Source organism: Brevibacillus sp. FSL K6-0770, assembly GCF_038000275.1.
Lineage (GTDB): Bacteria > Bacillota > Bacilli > Brevibacillales > Brevibacillaceae > Brevibacillus > Brevibacillus parabrevis.
Genome location: NZ_JBBOBQ010000001.1, coordinates 2,392,856 through 2,410,480, shown reverse-complemented (window position 1 = coordinate 2,410,480; position 17,625 = coordinate 2,392,856). Strand labels below are relative to the sequence as shown.

Sequence of the window (17,625 nt, the reverse complement as noted above, 5' to 3'; positions counted from 1 at the left end):
GTCCCATCTTTACACTGCGGACGTTACCGACACAGTGCAAAAATCGGCTGTGTAAATAACCCAAATGATCTCTTGCGTTGAAGCTTCTCTCTCTATTTTTTCTTCGCTGACTTTTTTGCCAGCTGGTATTTATGGGAAGGGACTGCATAGCAGAAGGTATATGGGTTTCCATATACCCTCTGCCGCAATACCCGATCCTTCAGTTAGGTTACTCTACAGTCGCCCATTTCCAGTCAACGTCACCCAGACCGCCAATGACGATGCCTTTGACGTTTTCTTTTGCCACCCAAGAGTTGGTATAGAAGTAAATTGGCATGATTGGCATTTCATCCATCAGGATTTGCTCAGCATCTGCGAGAATTTTCTTACGCTTCTCCGGATCAGCCTCCAGAGCGGATTGGTTCAGGAGTTCCTTGAACTTCGGATTTTCCCAACGAGTATCGTTGTTTCCACCCATTTTGTCCTTGTACAGCTCCAGGAAGTTGATTGGGTCGTTGAAGTCACCCAGCCAGCCCATGCGGCCCACTTGGAAGTTACCCGCATGCATGTCTTCCAAGTATACTTTCCACTCTTTGTTCTCCAGCTTCACGTCCACGCCAAGGTTTTTCTTCCATTGGTCTTGGATCGCTTCGGCAATCTTCTTGTGGCCTTCAGAGGTGTTGTACGACAGGGTGATCGGCGGCAGCTTGGTCAGACCTTTTTCTTTCAGGCCCTCTTCCAAGAGCTTTTTCGCTGTCTCCAGATCGTTGTCCTTGAAGTAGCCATTCGGATTGAGAACCATGGATGGCGGTACTGCGCCTGTAGCCGGGATTTGTCCCGTTTGCAGAATATTGTCAATCAGGGCTTGGCGATTAACCGCGTAAGCGAATGCTTTCCGAATCTTCACATTATCGAACGGAGGCTTTTCTACGTTGAATTTGTACCAGTACGTGCCCGCGATTGGCTGGGTAGTGATTTTACCCTGCTCTTTCAAGGCCGGAATCGCGTCTGTCGGCAGCGCACTCATCGGTGCACCAGCCCAATCCAACTCGCCGTTTTCGAACATGGACAATTCTGTGTTCTCGTCTTCTACCATGGAGAACTCGATGCGATCAAGCTTTACGGTATCCTTGTCCCAATAGTTGTCGTTTTTCACGAGCACCAGCTTGCTCTTGTGCTCCCAGGATTCCATTTTGAACGGGCCGTTGCCCACATGTGTTTTCGCTTCGCCAGCCCACTTCGCATTGGCAGAAATCACTTTTTCGTTAACCGGGAAGTAGGTTGGGAATGCAGTCAGCTCCAGGAAGAATGGAGTTGGATTTTCAAGTTTTACTTCCAGCGTCTTGTCATCCAGTGCCTTCACACCAACATCGTCAAGCTTCGCTTCTTTTTTGTTCGCTTTTTCACCGTTCTTTACATAGTAGAGCTGATATGCGTAGTTGGCTCCGGTTGCCGGATCCAGCGCCCGCTTCCAGGCGTATTCGAAGTCTTTCGCTGTTACAGGCTCTCCATTGCTCCATTTTGCATCGCGAATGGTAAACTTGTAAGTCAGCATGTCCTCGGAAACTTCCACTTTTTCAGCAGCAGCCATTTGCGGCTTTCCGTCTTGACCGATGCGGGTGAGACCGTCAAAGGTAGCGCGGATAATTGCTGCAGAAGTTGTGTCCTCGGAGAGACCAGGGTCAGCCGTAGGTGGCTCAGAGTGCAGGTTCAATTTCAGAACTTGTGGTTTTTTCTCTGCCTCTGGTGTTGCCGCAGGCTGCTGGGTAGTCGTATTGTTCGCTGGTTGAGCTGGAGTTGAAGCCTGTTGGCCGCCACCGCAACCTGCCAATGCCGTACCCAATACCGCAATCGAGCTTACAAGTGCAAACACATTCTTTTTCAACGCAATAACCCCCCGTACGTTTTCTTTTTTGTCTTTTTTCAGAAAATAAAGGACGAAAAAAACGAACATGTTCCGAAGCTTCCTGACTTCGGCTAGAAGGCATCAACCCCTTTCATTGCAGGGTCACTTCGTCATCCGGAACGAAAGAGAAAGAATCTTTGTACTGCTTCAGCTCCAGTGAAACATCGGCAGCGGCAATTCCTTCAATTTGAGAGAGTCGTTCGTTAACGAAAGTGATCAGCTCGTCATTGCTATGGAAACACGCTTGGATGATCAAGTCGTGTTTACCGCTAAAGGCACCCACAAACCGGACGGCAGAGAATTTGCTCAATTCTTCTGCCACACTTTTCTGTAAACCTAGCTTTGTGGTTAACCCGATGATCGCTTGTACTTTCAAGCCAAGCTTCGCCGGGTCGGGGTGAATAACGAATTGAAAGACTCCATCTTGTAACAGACGGGTAATGCGCGATCGAATGGTTCCCTCGCTCACGCCAAGTTGATGCGCGATTTCTGTATACGGGATTCGTCCGTCTTCCTGGAGGATTTGCAGAATCTGCTTGTCAACATGGTCCAGCTTTTTCATAAATACGTTTTTCCGGGAACCTCCATCCTATTTTTACGAAATTCGAAAAAAACTTTAATAATTTGTCTGTTACATTAAAAGTAATCTGAAATGATAGCGGTGTCAACGAAATTTGACAAGTAGAATTATAAAACATTATAAAGTGAAGCCGAACAGTAAAAAAATTTTTATATTATCAAACAAGCACTTCCTCTTACATATTGAAAAGGAAAATGACAATTTAATCAACTATATTTTCTCGAAAAACTGTATTTTTAAGCAAGGAAGGAGTGTGCACCCCGCTTGAGGCACACTCCTCTCTTTGTTGATCTTTCAAGCATCCGCCCTGCTTTACGCTTCGATGATTTTATAAATCAGCGGTTGCTCAGGCGGAATGTTTGTCGAAATCGAGAAGGCATTGCCCAATTCTTCCAGGGCGCTTTGCAAAAGCTTCTCGTCATTTGCATGAATGGTAACAAGTACCTCTCCGGCACGTACCTGATCCCCGCGCTTTTTGTGCAGGACGAAGCCCACTGCCAGATCAATCGGCATTTCCTTGGTCAAACGACCTGCGCCAAGCACGACAGAGGCATGGCCTACCGCTTCGGCGTCAATCGCCTCTACATAGCCGTCCTCTGACGCGACAACCTCATGGATGATCTTCGCTTGCGGCAAACGGGACAGATCGTACACATCCTGCTTGTCGCCGCCTTGCGCTTCCACCATTTCAGCCAGCTTGTCGACAGCCTTGCCAGTCGCCATCAAGTCCTCAAGCTTCGCCCGTCCTTCTTCGACGGTTGCAACGAGTCCGCCCAGTACGAGCATGCGGGAGCCGATCGAAAGCACCAGCTCAGTCAAGTCTTTTGGACCTCTGCCAGCCAATGTTTCTACTGCTTCCTTCACTTCCAGCGCATTTCCCACGGCAAAGCCCAGCGGCTGGTTCATATCGCTGATGACCGCCACTGTTTTGCGTCCTACCTGGGTGCCGATCGCTACCATCGCATTCGCCAATGTTTCGGCTTCTTCCAGGTTTTTCATGAAAGCACCCTTGCCTACTTTCACGTCGAGCAGAATCGCATCAGCACCCGCTGCGATCTTTTTGGACATGATGGAGCTGGCGATCAGGGGAACGGTGTCTACTGTGCCCGTCACATCGCGCAAGGCATACAGCTTTTTGTCTGCCGGAGTCAGGTTGCCGGACTGCCCGATGACGGACACGCCAATATCGCGCACCTGCTGCAAAAACTGCTCGCGAGTGCGCTCTACCTGAAAGCCGCTGAAGGACTCCAGCTTGTCGATCGTTCCGCCTGAATAGCCCAAGCCGCGTCCGGACATTTTGGCCACAGGAATCCCTGCTGCCGCCACCAGAGGCGCAACGACAAGTGTGGTCTTGTCGCCTACTCCGCCCGTACTGTGCTTGTCTACCTTGATCCCTGAAAGCGAGGACAGGTCGAGCTGTTCGCCCGATCCCGCCATGGCAAGTGTCAAGTCGCCTGTCTCGCGCGCAGTCATGCCCTTGAGCAATACGGCCATCGCCCATGCAGACATCTGATAGTCCGGGATGCTTCCGTCTGTATATCCGTCCACGAGAAACTGAATTTCCTCAGTCGTCAGCTCGCCGCCGTCCCGCTTTTTGATGATGATATCGACCATGCGCATAGGTGGTCCCTCCGTTTCTGTGTCTTACAGCTTCGCTACAATCCCGTTGACCAGCGCCAGGAACTGCGCTTTAACCTTTTCGGTTGTCTCCATTACTTCATCGTGGGAAAGCGGCTGTTCGAGAATGCCTGCTGCCATGTTGCTGATGCAAGAAATACCCAACACTTTTACTTTCATATGACGTGCCACAATCACCTCAGGAACGGTGGACATGCCCACGGCATCCCCGCCCAATTGACGCAGCATGCGAATCTCTGCCGGAGTTTCGTAGCTAGGACCAAGCAGCCCCACGTATACGCCTTCGCGCAGCTTGATGCCTTGTTCGGACGCAACCTGGCGAGCCAATTGGCGCAGCTCTTTGGAGTATGCTTCGGACATGTCCGGGAAACGCGCGCCCAGCTCGTCGTCGTTTGGCCCGATCAACGGGTTGCGGAAAGTCATGTTGAGGTGGTCAGAAATCAGCATCAGATCGCCTGGATCGTAGCCTTCGTTAATGCCGCCCGCTGCGTTGGTTACGATAATCGTTTCCACGCCGAGAAGCTTCATCACGCGGATCGGGAACACAACTGCGTCCAGTCCGTGGCCTTCATAGAAGTGAAAACGCCCTTGCATCGCTACGACTTGCTTGCCTTGCAGCTTCCCGATCACGAGCTGTCCTTTGTGTCCCACTACAGTGGAAACGGTGAAGCCAGGAATTTCATGGTATGGAATGACGACCGGATTTTCGATTTCGTCCGCCAAAACGCCAAGACCCGATCCCAGTACAAGGCCGATTGTCGGTTTTTCCGAAAGTTTTGGTTCGATAAACGCTACTGCTTCATGCAAGTTTGCCATGTTTGAACACTCCTCTTTATTTTGTTTCTTCTATATAAATGTTTATAATTACTTAACCTTTATACACGATTCAGGAAGCTTTTTCCGATTGCCGGAGCAGCTACGCCAAAATTGTCTGCAATCGTTGCGCCCAAGTCAGCGAATGTTTCGCGAATGCCGAGGTTCTCGCCGTTCGCAATTCCTTTGTGATAGACGATCAGCGGAACGTATTCGCGCGTATGGTCGGTTCCGTGGTGCACCGGATCGTTGCCGTGGTCTGCCGTAATGACGAGCAAATCGTTTTCTTGCATCGCAGCCAAAATCTCCGGGATGCGCGCATCGAACTCCATCAACGCCTGACCGTACCCTTCCGGATCACGGCGATGACCGAACTTCGCGTCAAAGTCCACGAGATTCACAAAGGACAGACCTGTAAAAGACTGCTTCATCGTACCGAGCAATTGGTCGACGCCGTCCATGTTGTCTTTGGTGCGGATCGATTGGGTGATTCCTTCCTCGGCGTAAATGTCGCTGATTTTTCCAATCGCAATCGAAGTCAGCCCGGCATCCTGCAAACGGTTCATGACGGTCGCTTCGAATGGTTTTACGGAATAGTCGTGACGGTTGGAGGTACGCGCGAAGTTGCCCGGCTCGCCGACAAACGGTCTGGCAATCACGCGGGTAACGGCAAATTCATCGCGCAAAGTCAGCTCACGCGCAATTTGGCAAATGCGGTACAGCTCGTCCAATGGCACAACTTCTTCATGAGCCGCCACCTGGAAAACGCTATCAGCGGAAGTGTACACAATGACAGCACCTGTCTTCATGTGCTCTTCGCCAAGTTCGTCGAGAATATCTGTGCCGGAAGCTACTTTGTTGCCCAGCACTTTGCGTCCGATGCGCTGCTCAAATTCTGTGATCAGTTCAGCGGGAAAACCGTCCGGGTACGTATTGAACGGCGTAGACACATGCAGGCCCATGATCTCCCAATGGCCTGTCGTCGTATCTTTTCCCATGGAGATTTCCTGCATTTTTCCGTAGTGAGCCGCAGGAGCTTCTGCCGCAGGCACTCCTTTTAGCGGCGCAATGTTGCCGAGACCGAGCTTTTGCAGGTTCGGCAAGGAAAAGCCGGCGACGCGCTCCGCAATGTGACCAAGCGTATGCGCTCCCTCGTCCCGGAATTTCGGAGCATCCGGCTGTTCGCCAATCCCTACGCTATCCATAACGATTAAAAATACGCGAGAATACCGCAATGTTAACGCCTCCAGTTCAAAAAAGGAATAGTGTTCCAAAACAGGTCGTCAGACGTCTGACCTGATGGAGATAAGTTTGCTCCGCCTCAGACTCGGGCGGAGTCATCTGTTTGCCGCATCCGCTTTACGCTCTTGGATGCGTTTTGGCATAAATGTCCTTGATTCTCGTTCGGGTCACATGCGTGTATATTTGCGTCGTGGAAATATCCGCGTGCCCGAGCATCTCCTGCACCGAACGCAGGTCTGCTCCGTTTTCCAGCAGGTGCGTCGCAAAGGAATGGCGCAATGTATGTGGCGTAATCTCTGCCCGGATGTTGGCTTTCAAGGCATAGCGCTTGATGATTTTCCAAAATCCTTGGCGTGTGATCTGTTTGCCCAAATGATTGAGGAACAGCGCGGAGTCGCCGCTTCCCTTCACCAATTTGGGACGTCCGGCCTGCAAGTAGTGGCGGACCATTTGAATCGCAACAGAGCCAAGCGGAATAATCCGTTCCTTGGACCCTTTTCCCATACATTTGACAAAGCCCATGTCCAGATTGACGTCCGCTTTATCCAGATTGACCAGCTCGGAAACGCGAATGCCTGTCGCATACAACAGCTCAAGCATGGCTTTATCCCGCAGTCCGGCAGGATGATTGACAGGAGGACTGTCCAAAAGGCGCTCCACTTCGTCAACCGAGAGCACTTTTGGCAAGCGCTTCTCGATTTTGGGCGTCTCCAGATGGATCGAAGGGTCTTTGTCAATGAGTTTGTCCCGAACGAGAAACTGGTAAAAAGCACGGATCGATGCCATGTTGCGCGACAGCGTTGCCGTTGCCCGTCCTTTTTCCCGCAAGACGAGCAAATAGCCAATGATATGTGTCCGCGCCGATTCCTCGATACGGGTTACGCCCTGCTCGTTCAGATACGAGGTGTAGGCCACCATGTCGCGCTGATACGATTCCAGGGTATTGCGCGCTAACCCTTTTTCCACAGAAAGGAAGTGGATAAATTGATCAATCAGACTGTCCATGAAGCTGTCCCCTTCAAGGTGATAAGTATCCAGTATTGCTTTCCACACCAAGTAAAAATCTCCTGCTGCCCGTACACAAAAAAATGTGCAATTACTCTCCCGTCAAATAAAACAGCTGCAAACGGGCGAGATAACCGTCCCAATCTTGTGTCTGTGGGGAGTTGATGATTTTTACGACCTTGACGGCATTGCCGTGCGGTTCATGATAAGGATCAGCGGGCAAAAGTTTATCCGCCAACAAGGTGACGATACCGTACGAGAGCAATGAGCATGTCACGAATAACAGCAAAAAGCGAAGCGCCTCCATAATCCGGCGATACGGGACCCCCATTTTGTCCACCTCCCTGCTCTCTCCATATGTATGCATCTGCCACCTCGCCCATTCTGCCCTACAGCGGCAAGTCCTGCAACACATCATCCAGAGGGGTGTACGGCAAAGACAAGGAACGGGCAACGGCTTCGTAAACGATATGGCCGTTCAGCACGTTGACGCCTCTCGCCAAAGCACGGTGTTGGGCAATCGCCGCCCGGTACCCTTTGTTTGCCAGCAACAGCCCGTACGGCAGCGTGACGTTGGACAGCGCAATCGTCGAGGTGCGCGGCACAGCTCCCGGCATATTCGCGACCGAGTAGTGGACAACGCCGTGTCTGACATACGTAGGATCACTGTGCGTAGAAATCCGGTCTACCGTCTCGATGGAGCCTCCCTGGTCAATCGCCACATCGACAATGACAGAGCCAGGCGTCATGGACTTGACCATTTCCTCTGTGACCAGCCGCGGAGCGCGGGCGCCGGGAATGAGTACCGCGCCGATCAGCAAGTCTGCGCGCCTTACCGCTTCGGCAATATTGTACGAGTTGGACATCAGCGTATGCAGTCTGCCGCCAAACATCTCATCCAGCTCGCGCAGCCGATTCGCATTAATATCAAGCAGCGTAACGTTCGCTCCCAGCCCGATTGCCATCCGCGCCGCATTCGTTCCGACGATGCCACCGCCGACGATGACGACATGGCCGGGCAGTACGCCAGGCACTCCTCCCAGGAGAACGCCTTTGCCACCGTGCGGCTTCTCCAGAAACTGCGCTCCGATCTGCACAGACATTCTCCCCGCCACTTCGCTCATCGGCATGAGCAAAGGCAGGGCACCGCTGTCGGTTTGAATCGTCTCGTACGCAACCGCCACCACCTTTTTTGCCCGCAGCTGTTCGGTCAATTCCCGTTCAGGGGCGAGGTGCAGATACGTAAACAAGATTTGATTTTCCCGAAAATAAGCGTACTCGTCTGGCAACGGCTCTTTCACCTTGCAAATCATGTCCGCCTTTTTCCATACTTCCTCAGCAGACGGCTGAATTTCGGCCCCGGCTGCTGCGTAGTCTTCATCGGTAAAGCCGGAACCGACACCTGCTTGCGTCTCCACCAGCACGCGATGTCCCGCTTGCTTGTAGGAACTTGCACCAGCAGGCGTCAGTCCGACGCGATTTTCATTGTTTTTGATTTCTTTTGGCACACCAATAATCAAAAGCCATCTCGCCTCCTGTCTCCATGTACTGTTTTAGGATGCCACAGGAAAACGCAGGCCATTACAAAAGCTCTCCCGGAAAAAGAAAAAACTTCTCCGTTCCCAGAGAAGTTGGCTTATTTGAAGTCCTCTACGTTCACTTTATCGATGCAGCGGCTGCAAACGCCGTAAAAGGTAAGTCGGTGGTCGGTAATAGCAAAGTTATAAACATTCTTGACCTTTTCTTCTGCACTGACAAGCAAGTCTTCAAAAATTTCGTCCACGGTTCCGCAATTGAGGCAGATCAGGTGATGGTGGTGGTAAGCTGCGTTGTCATCGCGCAAATCGTATCTCGCTACCCCATCGCCAAAGTTCATTTTATGAAGGATTTTCAAGTCGCTCAAAAGCTCAAGTGTCCTGTATACAGTAGCAAGCCCGATTTCCGGAGCTTTATCCTTCACCAGCAAATAAACATCTTCCGCGCTCAAGTGATCTTCTTCGTTTTCCAGCAAGACGCGAACAGTGGCTTCACGCTGTGGTGTCAGCTTGTAGTTCTGTGAATGCAACTGTTGCTTGATCTTCTCTAATTTTTCTTCCAACATTAATGCCCCTCCCCGCTCGCATGAAACCTGTTCCTATTATAGTAGAGGGGCGTCGAATAAGTCAAATGCATAAGTTATTACCTGATAATAATTCTTAATTAATTACGAGCTGCATCAGCCTCGGTGAAACAAAAGTCTCGAACAAAGCAGCCAGCGTCAGCACGCCGAGCATCGATATGACAAGGACGGTGTAGCCCATAAAATGTGGCATGATCCCGTCTCGCTTGCTTAACAACCGGGTTTGAATCAGCCGCATGGAAAAAGAAATTCCGCTTACGCCTACAATGAACAAGGCCGGGACGACGAGCAAGTTTTGCGGGAGAACGCCCAGCATGGCGAACGTTACTCCTTTCCACTGCAACTGGCTGACCAAAAAGCCGACAGTAAATCCGATGACGACCCCTTTGAGAAACAGCATCAACAAAATCATTGGCAGGCCGATGATGGACAAGCCCAATACCCACATGATCGCAACTGTCTTCGAATAATGCCCGAACGACTGCTGAAAATGGGCGCTCGTTTCCGGGATGCCGCTTGTGCTCAGGCTGTTAAAAAAATATTGGAGAAATCCGTACAACTCCTGCTTTTGCGAGAGCGGCAGCGAGTTGACGAGCACAGCACCGAAGATGATCCCCATGGTAAACAGGACGATCGTAAACCAATAGAGCGACTGATGTTCTCTCATATAGGATTGGATAGTTTGTCCGACTCGTGAACGCACGGTTCGTCCCCTCCCGCTTCGCTGATTACTGTACAGCTTATGCGCCGGGGGTGGCGACTATGACCGCTATGACAAAATCACCTTTCCGTAAGTTCCCGCACCGCCTTTTTGCACGTTCAATGATCCGTCCCTGCCCGCGACAATGAGCTTGGCGATTTTTTCTCCGACGACCTTTGCCAACTCGTCCTCCGTGGCTCTATGCACCACATTCATTTGCGTCCCGAAGGCTTGGTACAGCTTCTCAAGCAGTTTCGGCCCGATTCCGGGGATAAACTCCAGCGGAAACTGCTCGATATAAGGAGGACGAAACGCAGGGTGCGCTCCCGCCTCCCGATCGGCCAACTCATCAATGCGGGCTGCCACACCCCGCACAATCCGCTTGTGACCGCACTCCGGGCATCTCCCCGCAGCATCGGCCGGCAGGAGCGACTGGCAGCCTTGGCAAGCCGTCTGATGATATTTGCCCAGTTGCGGATGCAAACCGTAGTTGACCGCAACAGCTCTGCCGTCCTGGCGGCGAATCGCCTTTTCCCATTCGGCAAAAGAACGCTCAGCCATGCGGATGCTCTGATACTCCCTGCCAATTTTCCCGAGCGAATGCGCATCCGAATTGGTGAGAAACGTTTTGGTGTGCAACTCAGACAACCGATCCGCCATGTCCGTATTGGCACTCAGCCCAAGCTCCACAGCATGTACCAAGGTTGGGTCCAGTACGTCAGCCAAATGATCGGTACAACTGCCGTACAGCCCCTTGTGCGGCGTAAAAATGTGGGCAGGAATCAACAAGCCGCCAAGGTGCTCCACCCATTCCTGAAGCTCGCGCAAACGCGCCGACACACGCTGCGAGCTTAACTGGACATTTTTGCAGCGCTGCGAGAGCCAGCGTGTCCATTCCTGCATGGCGCAAAGCGTCGGCAAGTAGACAAGAAAATGCGCTTCTCCCCGGCCCGGCTCCTTGATTTCCAGTTCGCAGCCCAAGATGAGCATCGTTCCCTTGTACAAAATCCCTCCGTGCTCGTGCTCCGCCGCTACACCTGCTTCCAGAAGGGACAGCAGCTCGTCCTGCACCTCGGGCGAGTGCGAATCAATGATCCCGATGACGTCCATGCCCTTTTTTTCCGAAGCTTCCTCCAATATTTTGGTCAGCGTCATCTGCCGTGAAGCCGTTATTTTCACCGGCTTGCCCGTCCACGTGCCGCCAATATGGATGTGCATGTCGCAAAAGTAGTTGTGCATCAGCCCTTCAACTGCTCTCTCAGCAATTTGTTCTCCCAGGCAAACAAGGCTACGACCGTTTTGGCATCGCGAATCTCCCCGTTTTTATGCAATTCGCGAGCCTCCTCCAGCGTCAATTCGAGGGTGTCCACAAATTCGTCCTCGTCCGGCTTGCTCTCGCCCTTTGTCAGCCCTGTAGCGACAAACACATGCAAAAGCTCATCGGCAAATCCCGGAGACGTGTAAAAAGCACTGAGCGGCTCGTAATGGCTCGCCACATAGCCCGTCTCTTCTTCCAGTTCGCGCATGGCGCAAGTCAACGGCTCCTCGCCCGCTTCCAGCTTACCCGCCGGGATTTCCACGATCGTTTGCTCCAGCGGCTTGCGGAATTGGCGTACAGCTACGAGCTTGTTATCGTCGGTCAAGGCGAGAACCGCAACAGCCCCCGGATGATTGACAATCTCGCGCTTCGCCGTGTTTCCGTTAGGCAAAAGCACGTCATCCACTTTCAGTTTAATGATTCGCCCTTCGTAAATCGATTGGCTGGCAATCGTTTTTTCGTACAAATGATCTTGCTTGCTCACATTCATCATCCTTTTTTCAGCTTGGCGTTCTAAATCCACTTGTCTCTCCATAAGTTGGGAGCATGAAGCTTGTCCACCCTATTGTATCGGAGGAGATTGTGGATGAAAACCTATGTCAGCGAAAAGCAATTGCGAATGGTCGGGAAAGCTTGGGAAATCAAGGCTGCTCTTCGTTCCTGGTCAAGTAAAGACCTAACGCTTCAAGAGTACCTGACGAAACGGGCAAACGCGGCTCGCCGTTAGCAGCGAGCTTGCCGCTTTGCATGCTTTTTCCCACCATATCTGCCGCCAAAACAGCGGTTTGAAACGGCACGCAGTCCACTTCCCAGCTTCTGCCCATCGTGGAAAAGGACAAGCCATGCCTTTGCTCCAACGCCTTCAAACGCTCGCTTGCAGGAGCCTTTCCTCTGACCAGAACGTGTTTCGCGGAACTGTTGGCAACGGCCTGCGCCTGCTGCTTGATGAGACAATCGCGCTCGTCTCCGAGAACAGGCAACGTCACGATTGTCGGCGCCAGGGCAAACCGCCCCAAAATTGCGGTCGTATGATGGCTGATTCCGTAATGCCTGCTGCGCTGGTCAGCAAAGCTGATGCGCGGGATAAAAAAAGGGGTCCCGCCAAGAGCCGACACGGCGTGAATGACTTCCGCCAGTTGAACGCCGGAAAATCCGTACACTGTACCCGTACCTGCGACGCCAGGCCCAAGCATGCACAGGATGACATCTGCCTTTTCCACATGACGTGCGGCCAGCAAACCGCTGTGAATCGTCACCGCCTCGCGATTTCCTCCCCAGGCGTGTCCAGTCGTGACTGTCGCTGTCAAATGGCCTGCTCGCGACAACTGCCGGACGTGCTGGCTGAAAGCAATCGGCAGCGAAGCAGCGTCAGGCATCACATAGACGATCCGCAACTGCGGATGCTTCTCTTTTAAGGCAAGAACAGCTGGCGGCAACAAGCTGTGCAGCTCTCCGATCAACACAGGCGTACCTTCCAGCGTCAAGTCTGCCTGCAAAAACAGCTCATGAAAAGGGCTTGCCTGTTCTTCCACGGCATCCACTGCCAATTGCCACGGGGAATAACGCATTTTCATAATATGCCCCCATTCGCTCGGAGCCACATCACAATCGACTTCCCCGGCGCTTTTGCCCACGACCAGATGAAATCCGCCTGTCCCCAACTGCAGCTGAAGCGCTGTCGTGTTGAGCAAAAGATTGTCTCCTGGGGAGTATTCCTCCCGGGCAAAAGAAATCGCCTTTTGCGTTTGCAGGCTTCCCGCTTCTTGCCTGCTCAGCTTTACCTCCAGCACTTGCATGCCTGTTTGCCGCTCCAACACGCGAATGACCGTACCCGTTGCCAAATGCAGCATGCTCTTCCCCCTCGTCCGCTCCTTCCTACAGTGTATGACAGACCACGATTGTCCCAATCATCCAACCCGAAAAGAAGCAAAAAAGCGGAACCCTCTGAAGGATTCCGCCACCTGTCGTTTACTCTTGTACTTCTGCGATGATCGCCAGCACCAGTTCTGCCGCTTTGTTCAGCTCGGAGATTGGCATGCGCTCGCTTTTCGTATGGATTTCTTCATAACCGATCGCAAAGTTCACGCTCGGAATGTTGTATCCGTTGAATACGTTGCCGTCGCTGCCTCCGCCACTTGCAACCAGCTCCGGATTGCGGTCAATACGCTTCACCGCTCCAATCGCTTTGTTTACAACTGGGGTAGATTCATCGAATTTGTAGCCATGGTACATGAAAATGACTTCGTTCTCGCACGTAGCGCCCATCTCGGCAGCCGCTTCCTCGAATGCCGTCGTCATTTTTTTCACTTGCGCTTCCAGCTTGTCCATGACCAGGCTGCGCGCTTCCGACCAGATTTCCACATAGTCCGTAACGATGTTGTACGCCCGGCCACCTTCAAAACGACCGATGTTCGCAGTCGTGTCCGCATCGATGCGCCCCAGAGGCATGCGGGAAATCGCCTTGCTAGCAACAGTAATCGCACTGATTCCATCCTCTGGATTCACGCCAGCGTGAGCCGCTTTGCCGTGGATTTTGGTGATGATTCTGTACTGCCCAGCACCTGCAACGGTGATTTTGCCAACCGGACCTTCGGAGTCGAGAATGAAGCCCATCTCCGCTTTCAGCAGGCTGGAATCCAAAGCGCGGGAACCTACCAGGCCGGATTCTTCCCCGACTGTCAGAACAACCTGGATCGTTGGATGCGGCAGGTTTTGTTCCTTCAGCGTGCGAATGCCTTCAAAAATCGCAGCAATGCCGGCTTTGTCGTCCGCTCCCAGAATGGTCGTGCCATCGGAGTATACATAGCCATCGCGGATTTGCGGTTTGATCCCGTTTCCTGGCACTACCGTGTCCATATGGCTGCTGAACAAAATAACCGGGCCGTTTCCTGTGCCTTCCAAGGTAGCAATCAGGTTGTTGGCGCCGTGTCCTGTTTTCGCTGCCGCATCGTCTTCTTGGACGGTAAAGCCCATCTCGATCAGCTTTTCTTTCAGCACTTTGTTTACGGCTGCTTCGTTTTTCGTTTCGCTGTCAATTTGCACAAGCTCCAGAAACTCGTTTAGCAAACGCTCTTCGTTGATCACACTCACACTCGTTACCTCCCGATTACTTGCCCGATTTTGGTACATATTCACAAGTTCCAGTATACCGCAAAAAATTTTTTTCTACTACGAAATCACTCGTGATTCTTTTTCACTCATTGCTCGTCCACATGCGAATTTTCGTTTTTCGGGTATTGGCACAGCTCGTACAGCACTCCGCCAGCCGCTTTTGGATGCAAAAACCCGATCAGGGCGTCATGCGCACCTGCTTTGGGTGTCTCGTGAATGAGCGGCACTCCCTGTTCCTTCAACTGCTGCAAACGGGTTGTGACGTCGTCTACATCCAGTGCGATGTGGTGGATTCCTTCTCCCCGCTTCTCGATGAACTTGGCAATCGGGCTGTCTTCGCCAAGCGGCTCCAAAAGCTCAATTCGGCTTTCCCCGATTGCCAGAAACGCTACCTTGACCTGCTCGCTTTCTACCACTTCTGATCCTACCAATCGCAAGCCCAACTGCTCCGTGTAAAAAGGAAGCGTCTTCTCCAGACTCTTTACCGCGATCCCGATATGGGCAATTTTGTTTGGGGTGCTCACAGCCATCATCCTTTTTCAAATGGTTGTCTCGAAAGCGACATTTCGGTACAATCCTGTTGAGGTCATTCGATCGTACTTTTTTATTCTAGCATAGCCAGGGTCGAAATTACCTGATCTTTTCCTTTTATTTGGGCATTTTCCGATCTGAAAGGAGGTTTTTTCTGTTATGAAATTTCAATCCCTGTTCGCAAAAATCCTCATCGGGTTGTTGATTCTCTCCCTGATCATCCCAACGTTCTTTTACTATCTGTAAGCGGCGAGACTCAACTGTCTTGCAAGCAAAAACCCCCTGCTGCAGCCTTTGTCAAGCTGCGCAGGGGGTTTCTCGTTTTGTTGCCTGTTTATTATTTGTAGACAAACACGCTGGATGTTTTCGCATCCCAGCCTACTTTATAACCGAGGTTATCGGTTACCGTACGGATTGGAACCATCGGCATGCCATTGTTCAAAACAACTGGCGCAGGGAGCGTAATTTCTTGAGCGCCCAGCTTCGCTTTATTGGAGCCAACAGTAAACTTCAACACTTTTGTGCCGCTGATTACCGCGACGTCTTTGTTGTTCCATTGTGTAGTCAAGGACAGCGCTTCTTTGAAAAATTGCGCAGGCACCATTGTCGTGTTGCCATTCACAATCGTAGGCGCTACTTGCAGCGGATACGCTTTTCCGTTTACGGTGAAGTTCGCAGTACCTACTTTGAACAGAGCCGCATTTGCAGGCACAGCTACGGAAGGTTGTGCTGGCTGAGCAGGTTGAGCTGGAGCAGGCATACCTACACCTACCGCCCGTGCAAACAGCAGACCTTTTTCTTCAGAGGTAAACACGCTGATGCTGTAAGTGCTTTTCACCGCTGGATTCACGATATTCGCCGCTGCATTGATGCTGATGTTCGCCGCAGTGGCAGCAGGGATGTCCTGGGATGGGTAAATCAGCACATTTTGGCCGCGCACAGCAACATAGTTGGCTGCCACGCCGTTCACAGACACGTTCGCCGGAGCGATGTAAGCCGGAACTTTGTAACCTGCCGGGAATACAAGCTCAACGAAATCGCGTTGCTTCACAAGCCCTACACCCAATGTTTTGATTGCCACATTGACGCCTGTCGCTTTTCCAACCGCTGTGGAAGTCAGACCGATCGTCGCAGTGCTGTTGTTCACTGTGGTGTTCGGCACTGGAGTCGGCGTTGGAGTCGGATTTGGCGTTGGATTTACCGAAGATCCGCTAACGGAAAACGATTTGGATTCCAAAGTGCGGCCTGCAACCGTTGCTTTGAGCGTGTAGCTACCCGCCGATTTCGGATTGGTGATCCATGCTCCCACAGCAACAACGACTTTCACTTCGCTGGTCGAAGAGAAGTTGGAAGGAGCTGTTACGTATACTTTGTTGCCCGCAGCGCTTACACGCTTCGCTGTTTTTCCGTTCAATGTAAATTCGGATGCGCTCAAGATGCCTGGCACCATGTCGGAAGAAGGAAATTCCAAAATGAGGTCTTCGTCCGCTCGGAGCTGTTTGTTGCCGAAGTCCGCATCAAAAGTGTAGCTGGTGCGCGCGCCAGCAGCTGGATCAGACAAATTGACGGAGAAAGCACTGGTAGCCGTGCTGGTGCTGGAACCGGATTTGGTGATCTCGAATTTTTCGGACTCGTATGTAACCCCGTCGTACTTCACTTTGAATGTATATTTGTCAGCACTGCTCGGATTTTCAATACCAGCCGATTTGCTGAACTCGATGGTCATGTAGTCATCTCCGTCAACGGAGCTTGGAACTTTGATTTCTACTTCGCCTTTGTTTACGCTGACAGACTTGACAGTCGTTCCGTTGACTTTGACATCGCTCGAATCAATGCTGGACGGCAGCATGTTTTTGTCTGGGAAAACTACAGTGATGTATTCGTTCGTTTCCAGTTCGTCGCTGCCTTTGAGCGAGATTTTTCCCAGCTTGATGCTGGTTTCATCGCCAGCTCCCTTGGAACCGAGCGAAACCGCGTAGTCACTGCTTGAACCGCTGCTAGAGCTGGAGCTGCCGCTCTTTTTGATTTCGATCTCGCCGGTATCTTCATCGTCGTCATTGCTAGTACCTACGGTGACATCGTACGTGCCTTTGCTTTTCGGGTTAGTGATGCCGGAAGTGATATCGATGGTAATTTTTCCAGCGTCAACACTTTCGTTTACCGTGATTTTGATTTCATTGCTGCTGACTTTTACGGTTTTTATGTCGAAATCGGCATCGATGTCGCTTTCGTCGATGTTTTTGCTGATTTTGAAATCAGAGTCAAATTCGATTGTGATGGAGTCGCCTTTTTCCAGGTCGTCCTTCATCGTAAATTTAATCGTGTACTTGCTATCTTCATCTACCCCGTCATCTTTTGCCGTGACAGACACCTTGCTTACGGCATGCGCCTCTTGCGGTACAGCAACAAAAGGTGTAGCGGCCAGCGCTGATGCCAGCACTAATGGTAGTGCTTTTTTACTTTTCTCCATGTTTTTCCTCCCACATTTACCTATAATCTGGAAATTACTCTCTAGCAGGTCGCTACCAGTCTACCATAAATGATATCTGGAGGGAATCTCTTCTATGGAAGATTCGAGACTCCTTGGCTACTATTGCTAAGACGATGTCGCCCGCGAAAAAGTTACAGCCAACAAAGAAATTGCTCAAAAATTTTTATCAAGCAAAAAACCAGGTCTGCTTCG

The 17,625-nt window shown here is 51.5% G+C and carries 16 protein-coding genes and 1 pseudogene; 1 reads left to right on the top strand and 16 read right to left on the bottom strand.

What is annotated here, in order from left to right; genetic code table 11:
• Positions 1–208: 208 nt before the first annotated feature.
• From NST23_RS11805 to NST23_RS11750, 12 genes are all read right to left on the bottom strand, one after another.
• On the bottom strand, positions 209–1,864 hold the full coding sequence (locus NST23_RS11805) for a peptide ABC transporter substrate-binding protein (protein WP_309539067.1): 1,656 nt from the start codon (positions 1,862–1,864) through the stop codon (positions 209–211).
• A gap of 112 nt (positions 1,865–1,976) precedes the next feature.
• On the bottom strand, positions 1,977–2,447 hold the full coding sequence (locus NST23_RS11800; RefSeq protein WP_063226874.1) for an Lrp/AsnC family transcriptional regulator: 471 nt from the start codon (positions 2,445–2,447) through the stop codon (positions 1,977–1,979).
• Positions 2,448–2,777: 330 nt separating this feature from the next.
• Positions 2,778–4,085 carry a pyrimidine-nucleoside phosphorylase gene (locus NST23_RS11795; protein ID WP_063226873.1) on the bottom strand — a complete coding sequence of 436 codons (1,308 nt, stop codon included), beginning with the start codon at positions 4,083–4,085 and terminating at the stop codon, positions 2,778–2,780.
• 24 nt (positions 4,086–4,109) lie between these two features.
• Complete coding sequence (locus NST23_RS11790) at positions 4,110–4,919, bottom strand: purine-nucleoside phosphorylase (protein ID WP_340963711.1); 810 nt, start codon at positions 4,917–4,919, stop codon at positions 4,110–4,112.
• 59 nt (positions 4,920–4,978) lie between these two features.
• Positions 4,979–6,151, bottom strand: a complete 1,173-nt coding sequence (deoB, locus tag NST23_RS11785; protein ID WP_122965877.1) for a phosphopentomutase — start codon at positions 6,149–6,151, stop codon at positions 4,979–4,981.
• Between the two features lie 124 nt (positions 6,152–6,275).
• Positions 6,276–7,163, bottom strand: coding sequence for a site-specific tyrosine recombinase XerD (xerD, locus tag NST23_RS11780; protein WP_122965899.1), 888 nt, complete (start codon positions 7,161–7,163; stop codon positions 6,276–6,278).
• Between the two features lie 91 nt (positions 7,164–7,254).
• Positions 7,255–7,494, bottom strand: a complete 240-nt coding sequence (locus NST23_RS11775) for a YqzK family protein (RefSeq protein WP_122965876.1) — start codon at positions 7,492–7,494, stop codon at positions 7,255–7,257.
• Positions 7,495–7,552: 58 nt separating this feature from the next.
• Complete coding sequence (gene ald / locus NST23_RS11770) at positions 7,553–8,683, bottom strand: alanine dehydrogenase (RefSeq protein WP_122965875.1); 1,131 nt, start codon at positions 8,681–8,683, stop codon at positions 7,553–7,555.
• A gap of 116 nt (positions 8,684–8,799) precedes the next feature.
• Positions 8,800–9,264, bottom strand: a complete 465-nt coding sequence (gene fur / locus NST23_RS11765; RefSeq protein WP_063226868.1) for a ferric iron uptake transcriptional regulator — start codon at positions 9,262–9,264, stop codon at positions 8,800–8,802.
• Positions 9,265–9,358: 94 nt separating this feature from the next.
• Positions 9,359–9,985 carry a stage II sporulation protein M gene (gene spoIIM / locus NST23_RS11760; protein ID WP_122965874.1) on the bottom strand — a complete coding sequence of 209 codons (627 nt, stop codon included), beginning with the start codon at positions 9,983–9,985 and terminating at the stop codon, positions 9,359–9,361.
• Between the two features lie 66 nt (positions 9,986–10,051).
• Positions 10,052–11,221 (bottom strand): endonuclease Q family protein, encoded by a 1,170-nt coding sequence (locus NST23_RS11755; protein WP_309539065.1) that lies wholly within the window; start codon positions 11,219–11,221, stop codon positions 10,052–10,054.
• Positions 11,221–11,784, bottom strand: coding sequence for an NUDIX domain-containing protein (locus tag NST23_RS11750; protein WP_122965898.1), 564 nt, complete (start codon positions 11,782–11,784; stop codon positions 11,221–11,223). The genes NST23_RS11755 and NST23_RS11750 overlap by 1 nt, the downstream gene beginning before the upstream one ends.
• A gap of 102 nt (positions 11,785–11,886) precedes the next feature.
• On the opposite strand from NST23_RS11750, the pseudogene mciZ reads away from it, so the two are divergent.
• A pseudogene (gene mciZ / locus NST23_RS28425) lies at positions 11,887–11,940 on the top strand (Z-ring formation inhibitor MciZ); the annotation flags it as partial.
• Between the two features lies 1 nt (position 11,941).
• Here the strand turns inward: mciZ and NST23_RS11745 are convergent.
• From NST23_RS11745 to NST23_RS11730, 4 genes are all read right to left on the bottom strand, one after another.
• Positions 11,942–13,150 carry a DUF3866 family protein gene (locus NST23_RS11745; protein WP_173595781.1) on the bottom strand — a complete coding sequence of 403 codons (1,209 nt, stop codon included), beginning with the start codon at positions 13,148–13,150 and terminating at the stop codon, positions 11,942–11,944.
• 118 nt (positions 13,151–13,268) lie between these two features.
• On the bottom strand, positions 13,269–14,390 hold the full coding sequence (locus NST23_RS11740) for a M20/M25/M40 family metallo-hydrolase (RefSeq protein WP_122965870.1): 1,122 nt from the start codon (positions 14,388–14,390) through the stop codon (positions 13,269–13,271).
• A 107-nt stretch (positions 14,391–14,497) separates the two neighbouring features.
• Positions 14,498–14,935, bottom strand: a complete 438-nt coding sequence (gene mce / locus NST23_RS11735; protein WP_122965897.1) for a methylmalonyl-CoA epimerase — start codon at positions 14,933–14,935, stop codon at positions 14,498–14,500.
• Positions 14,936–15,279: 344 nt separating this feature from the next.
• Complete coding sequence (locus NST23_RS11730) at positions 15,280–17,412, bottom strand: copper amine oxidase N-terminal domain-containing protein (protein ID WP_274875222.1); 2,133 nt, start codon at positions 17,410–17,412, stop codon at positions 15,280–15,282.
• Positions 17,413–17,625 lie beyond the last annotated feature (213 nt).

Coding starts and splice junctions, on each gene's coding strand:
- fur (WP_063226868.1), bottom strand. CDS start 9,264: ATGTTGGAAGAAAAATTAGAGAAGATCAAGCAACAGTTGCATTCACAG.
- NST23_RS11730 (WP_274875222.1), bottom strand. CDS start 17,412: ATGGAGAAAAGTAAAAAAGCACTACCATTAGTGCTGGCATCAGCGCTG.
- NST23_RS11755 (WP_309539065.1), bottom strand. CDS start 11,221: ATGCACAACTACTTTTGCGACATGCACATCCATATTGGCGGCACGTGG.
- NST23_RS11775 (WP_122965876.1), bottom strand. CDS start 7,494: ATGGGGGTCCCGTATCGCCGGATTATGGAGGCGCTTCGCTTTTTGCTG.
- xerD (WP_122965899.1), bottom strand. CDS start 7,163: ATGGACAGTCTGATTGATCAATTTATCCACTTCCTTTCTGTGGAAAAA.
- NST23_RS11795 (WP_063226873.1), bottom strand. CDS start 4,085: ATGCGCATGGTCGATATCATCATCAAAAAGCGGGACGGCGGCGAGCTG.
- NST23_RS11790 (WP_340963711.1), bottom strand. CDS start 4,919: ATGGCAAACTTGCATGAAGCAGTAGCGTTTATCGAACCAAAACTTTCG.
- NST23_RS11800 (WP_063226874.1), bottom strand. CDS start 2,447: ATGAAAAAGCTGGACCATGTTGACAAGCAGATTCTGCAAATCCTCCAG.
- NST23_RS11745 (WP_173595781.1), bottom strand. CDS start 13,150: ATGCTGCATTTGGCAACGGGTACGGTCATTCGCGTGTTGGAGCGGCAA.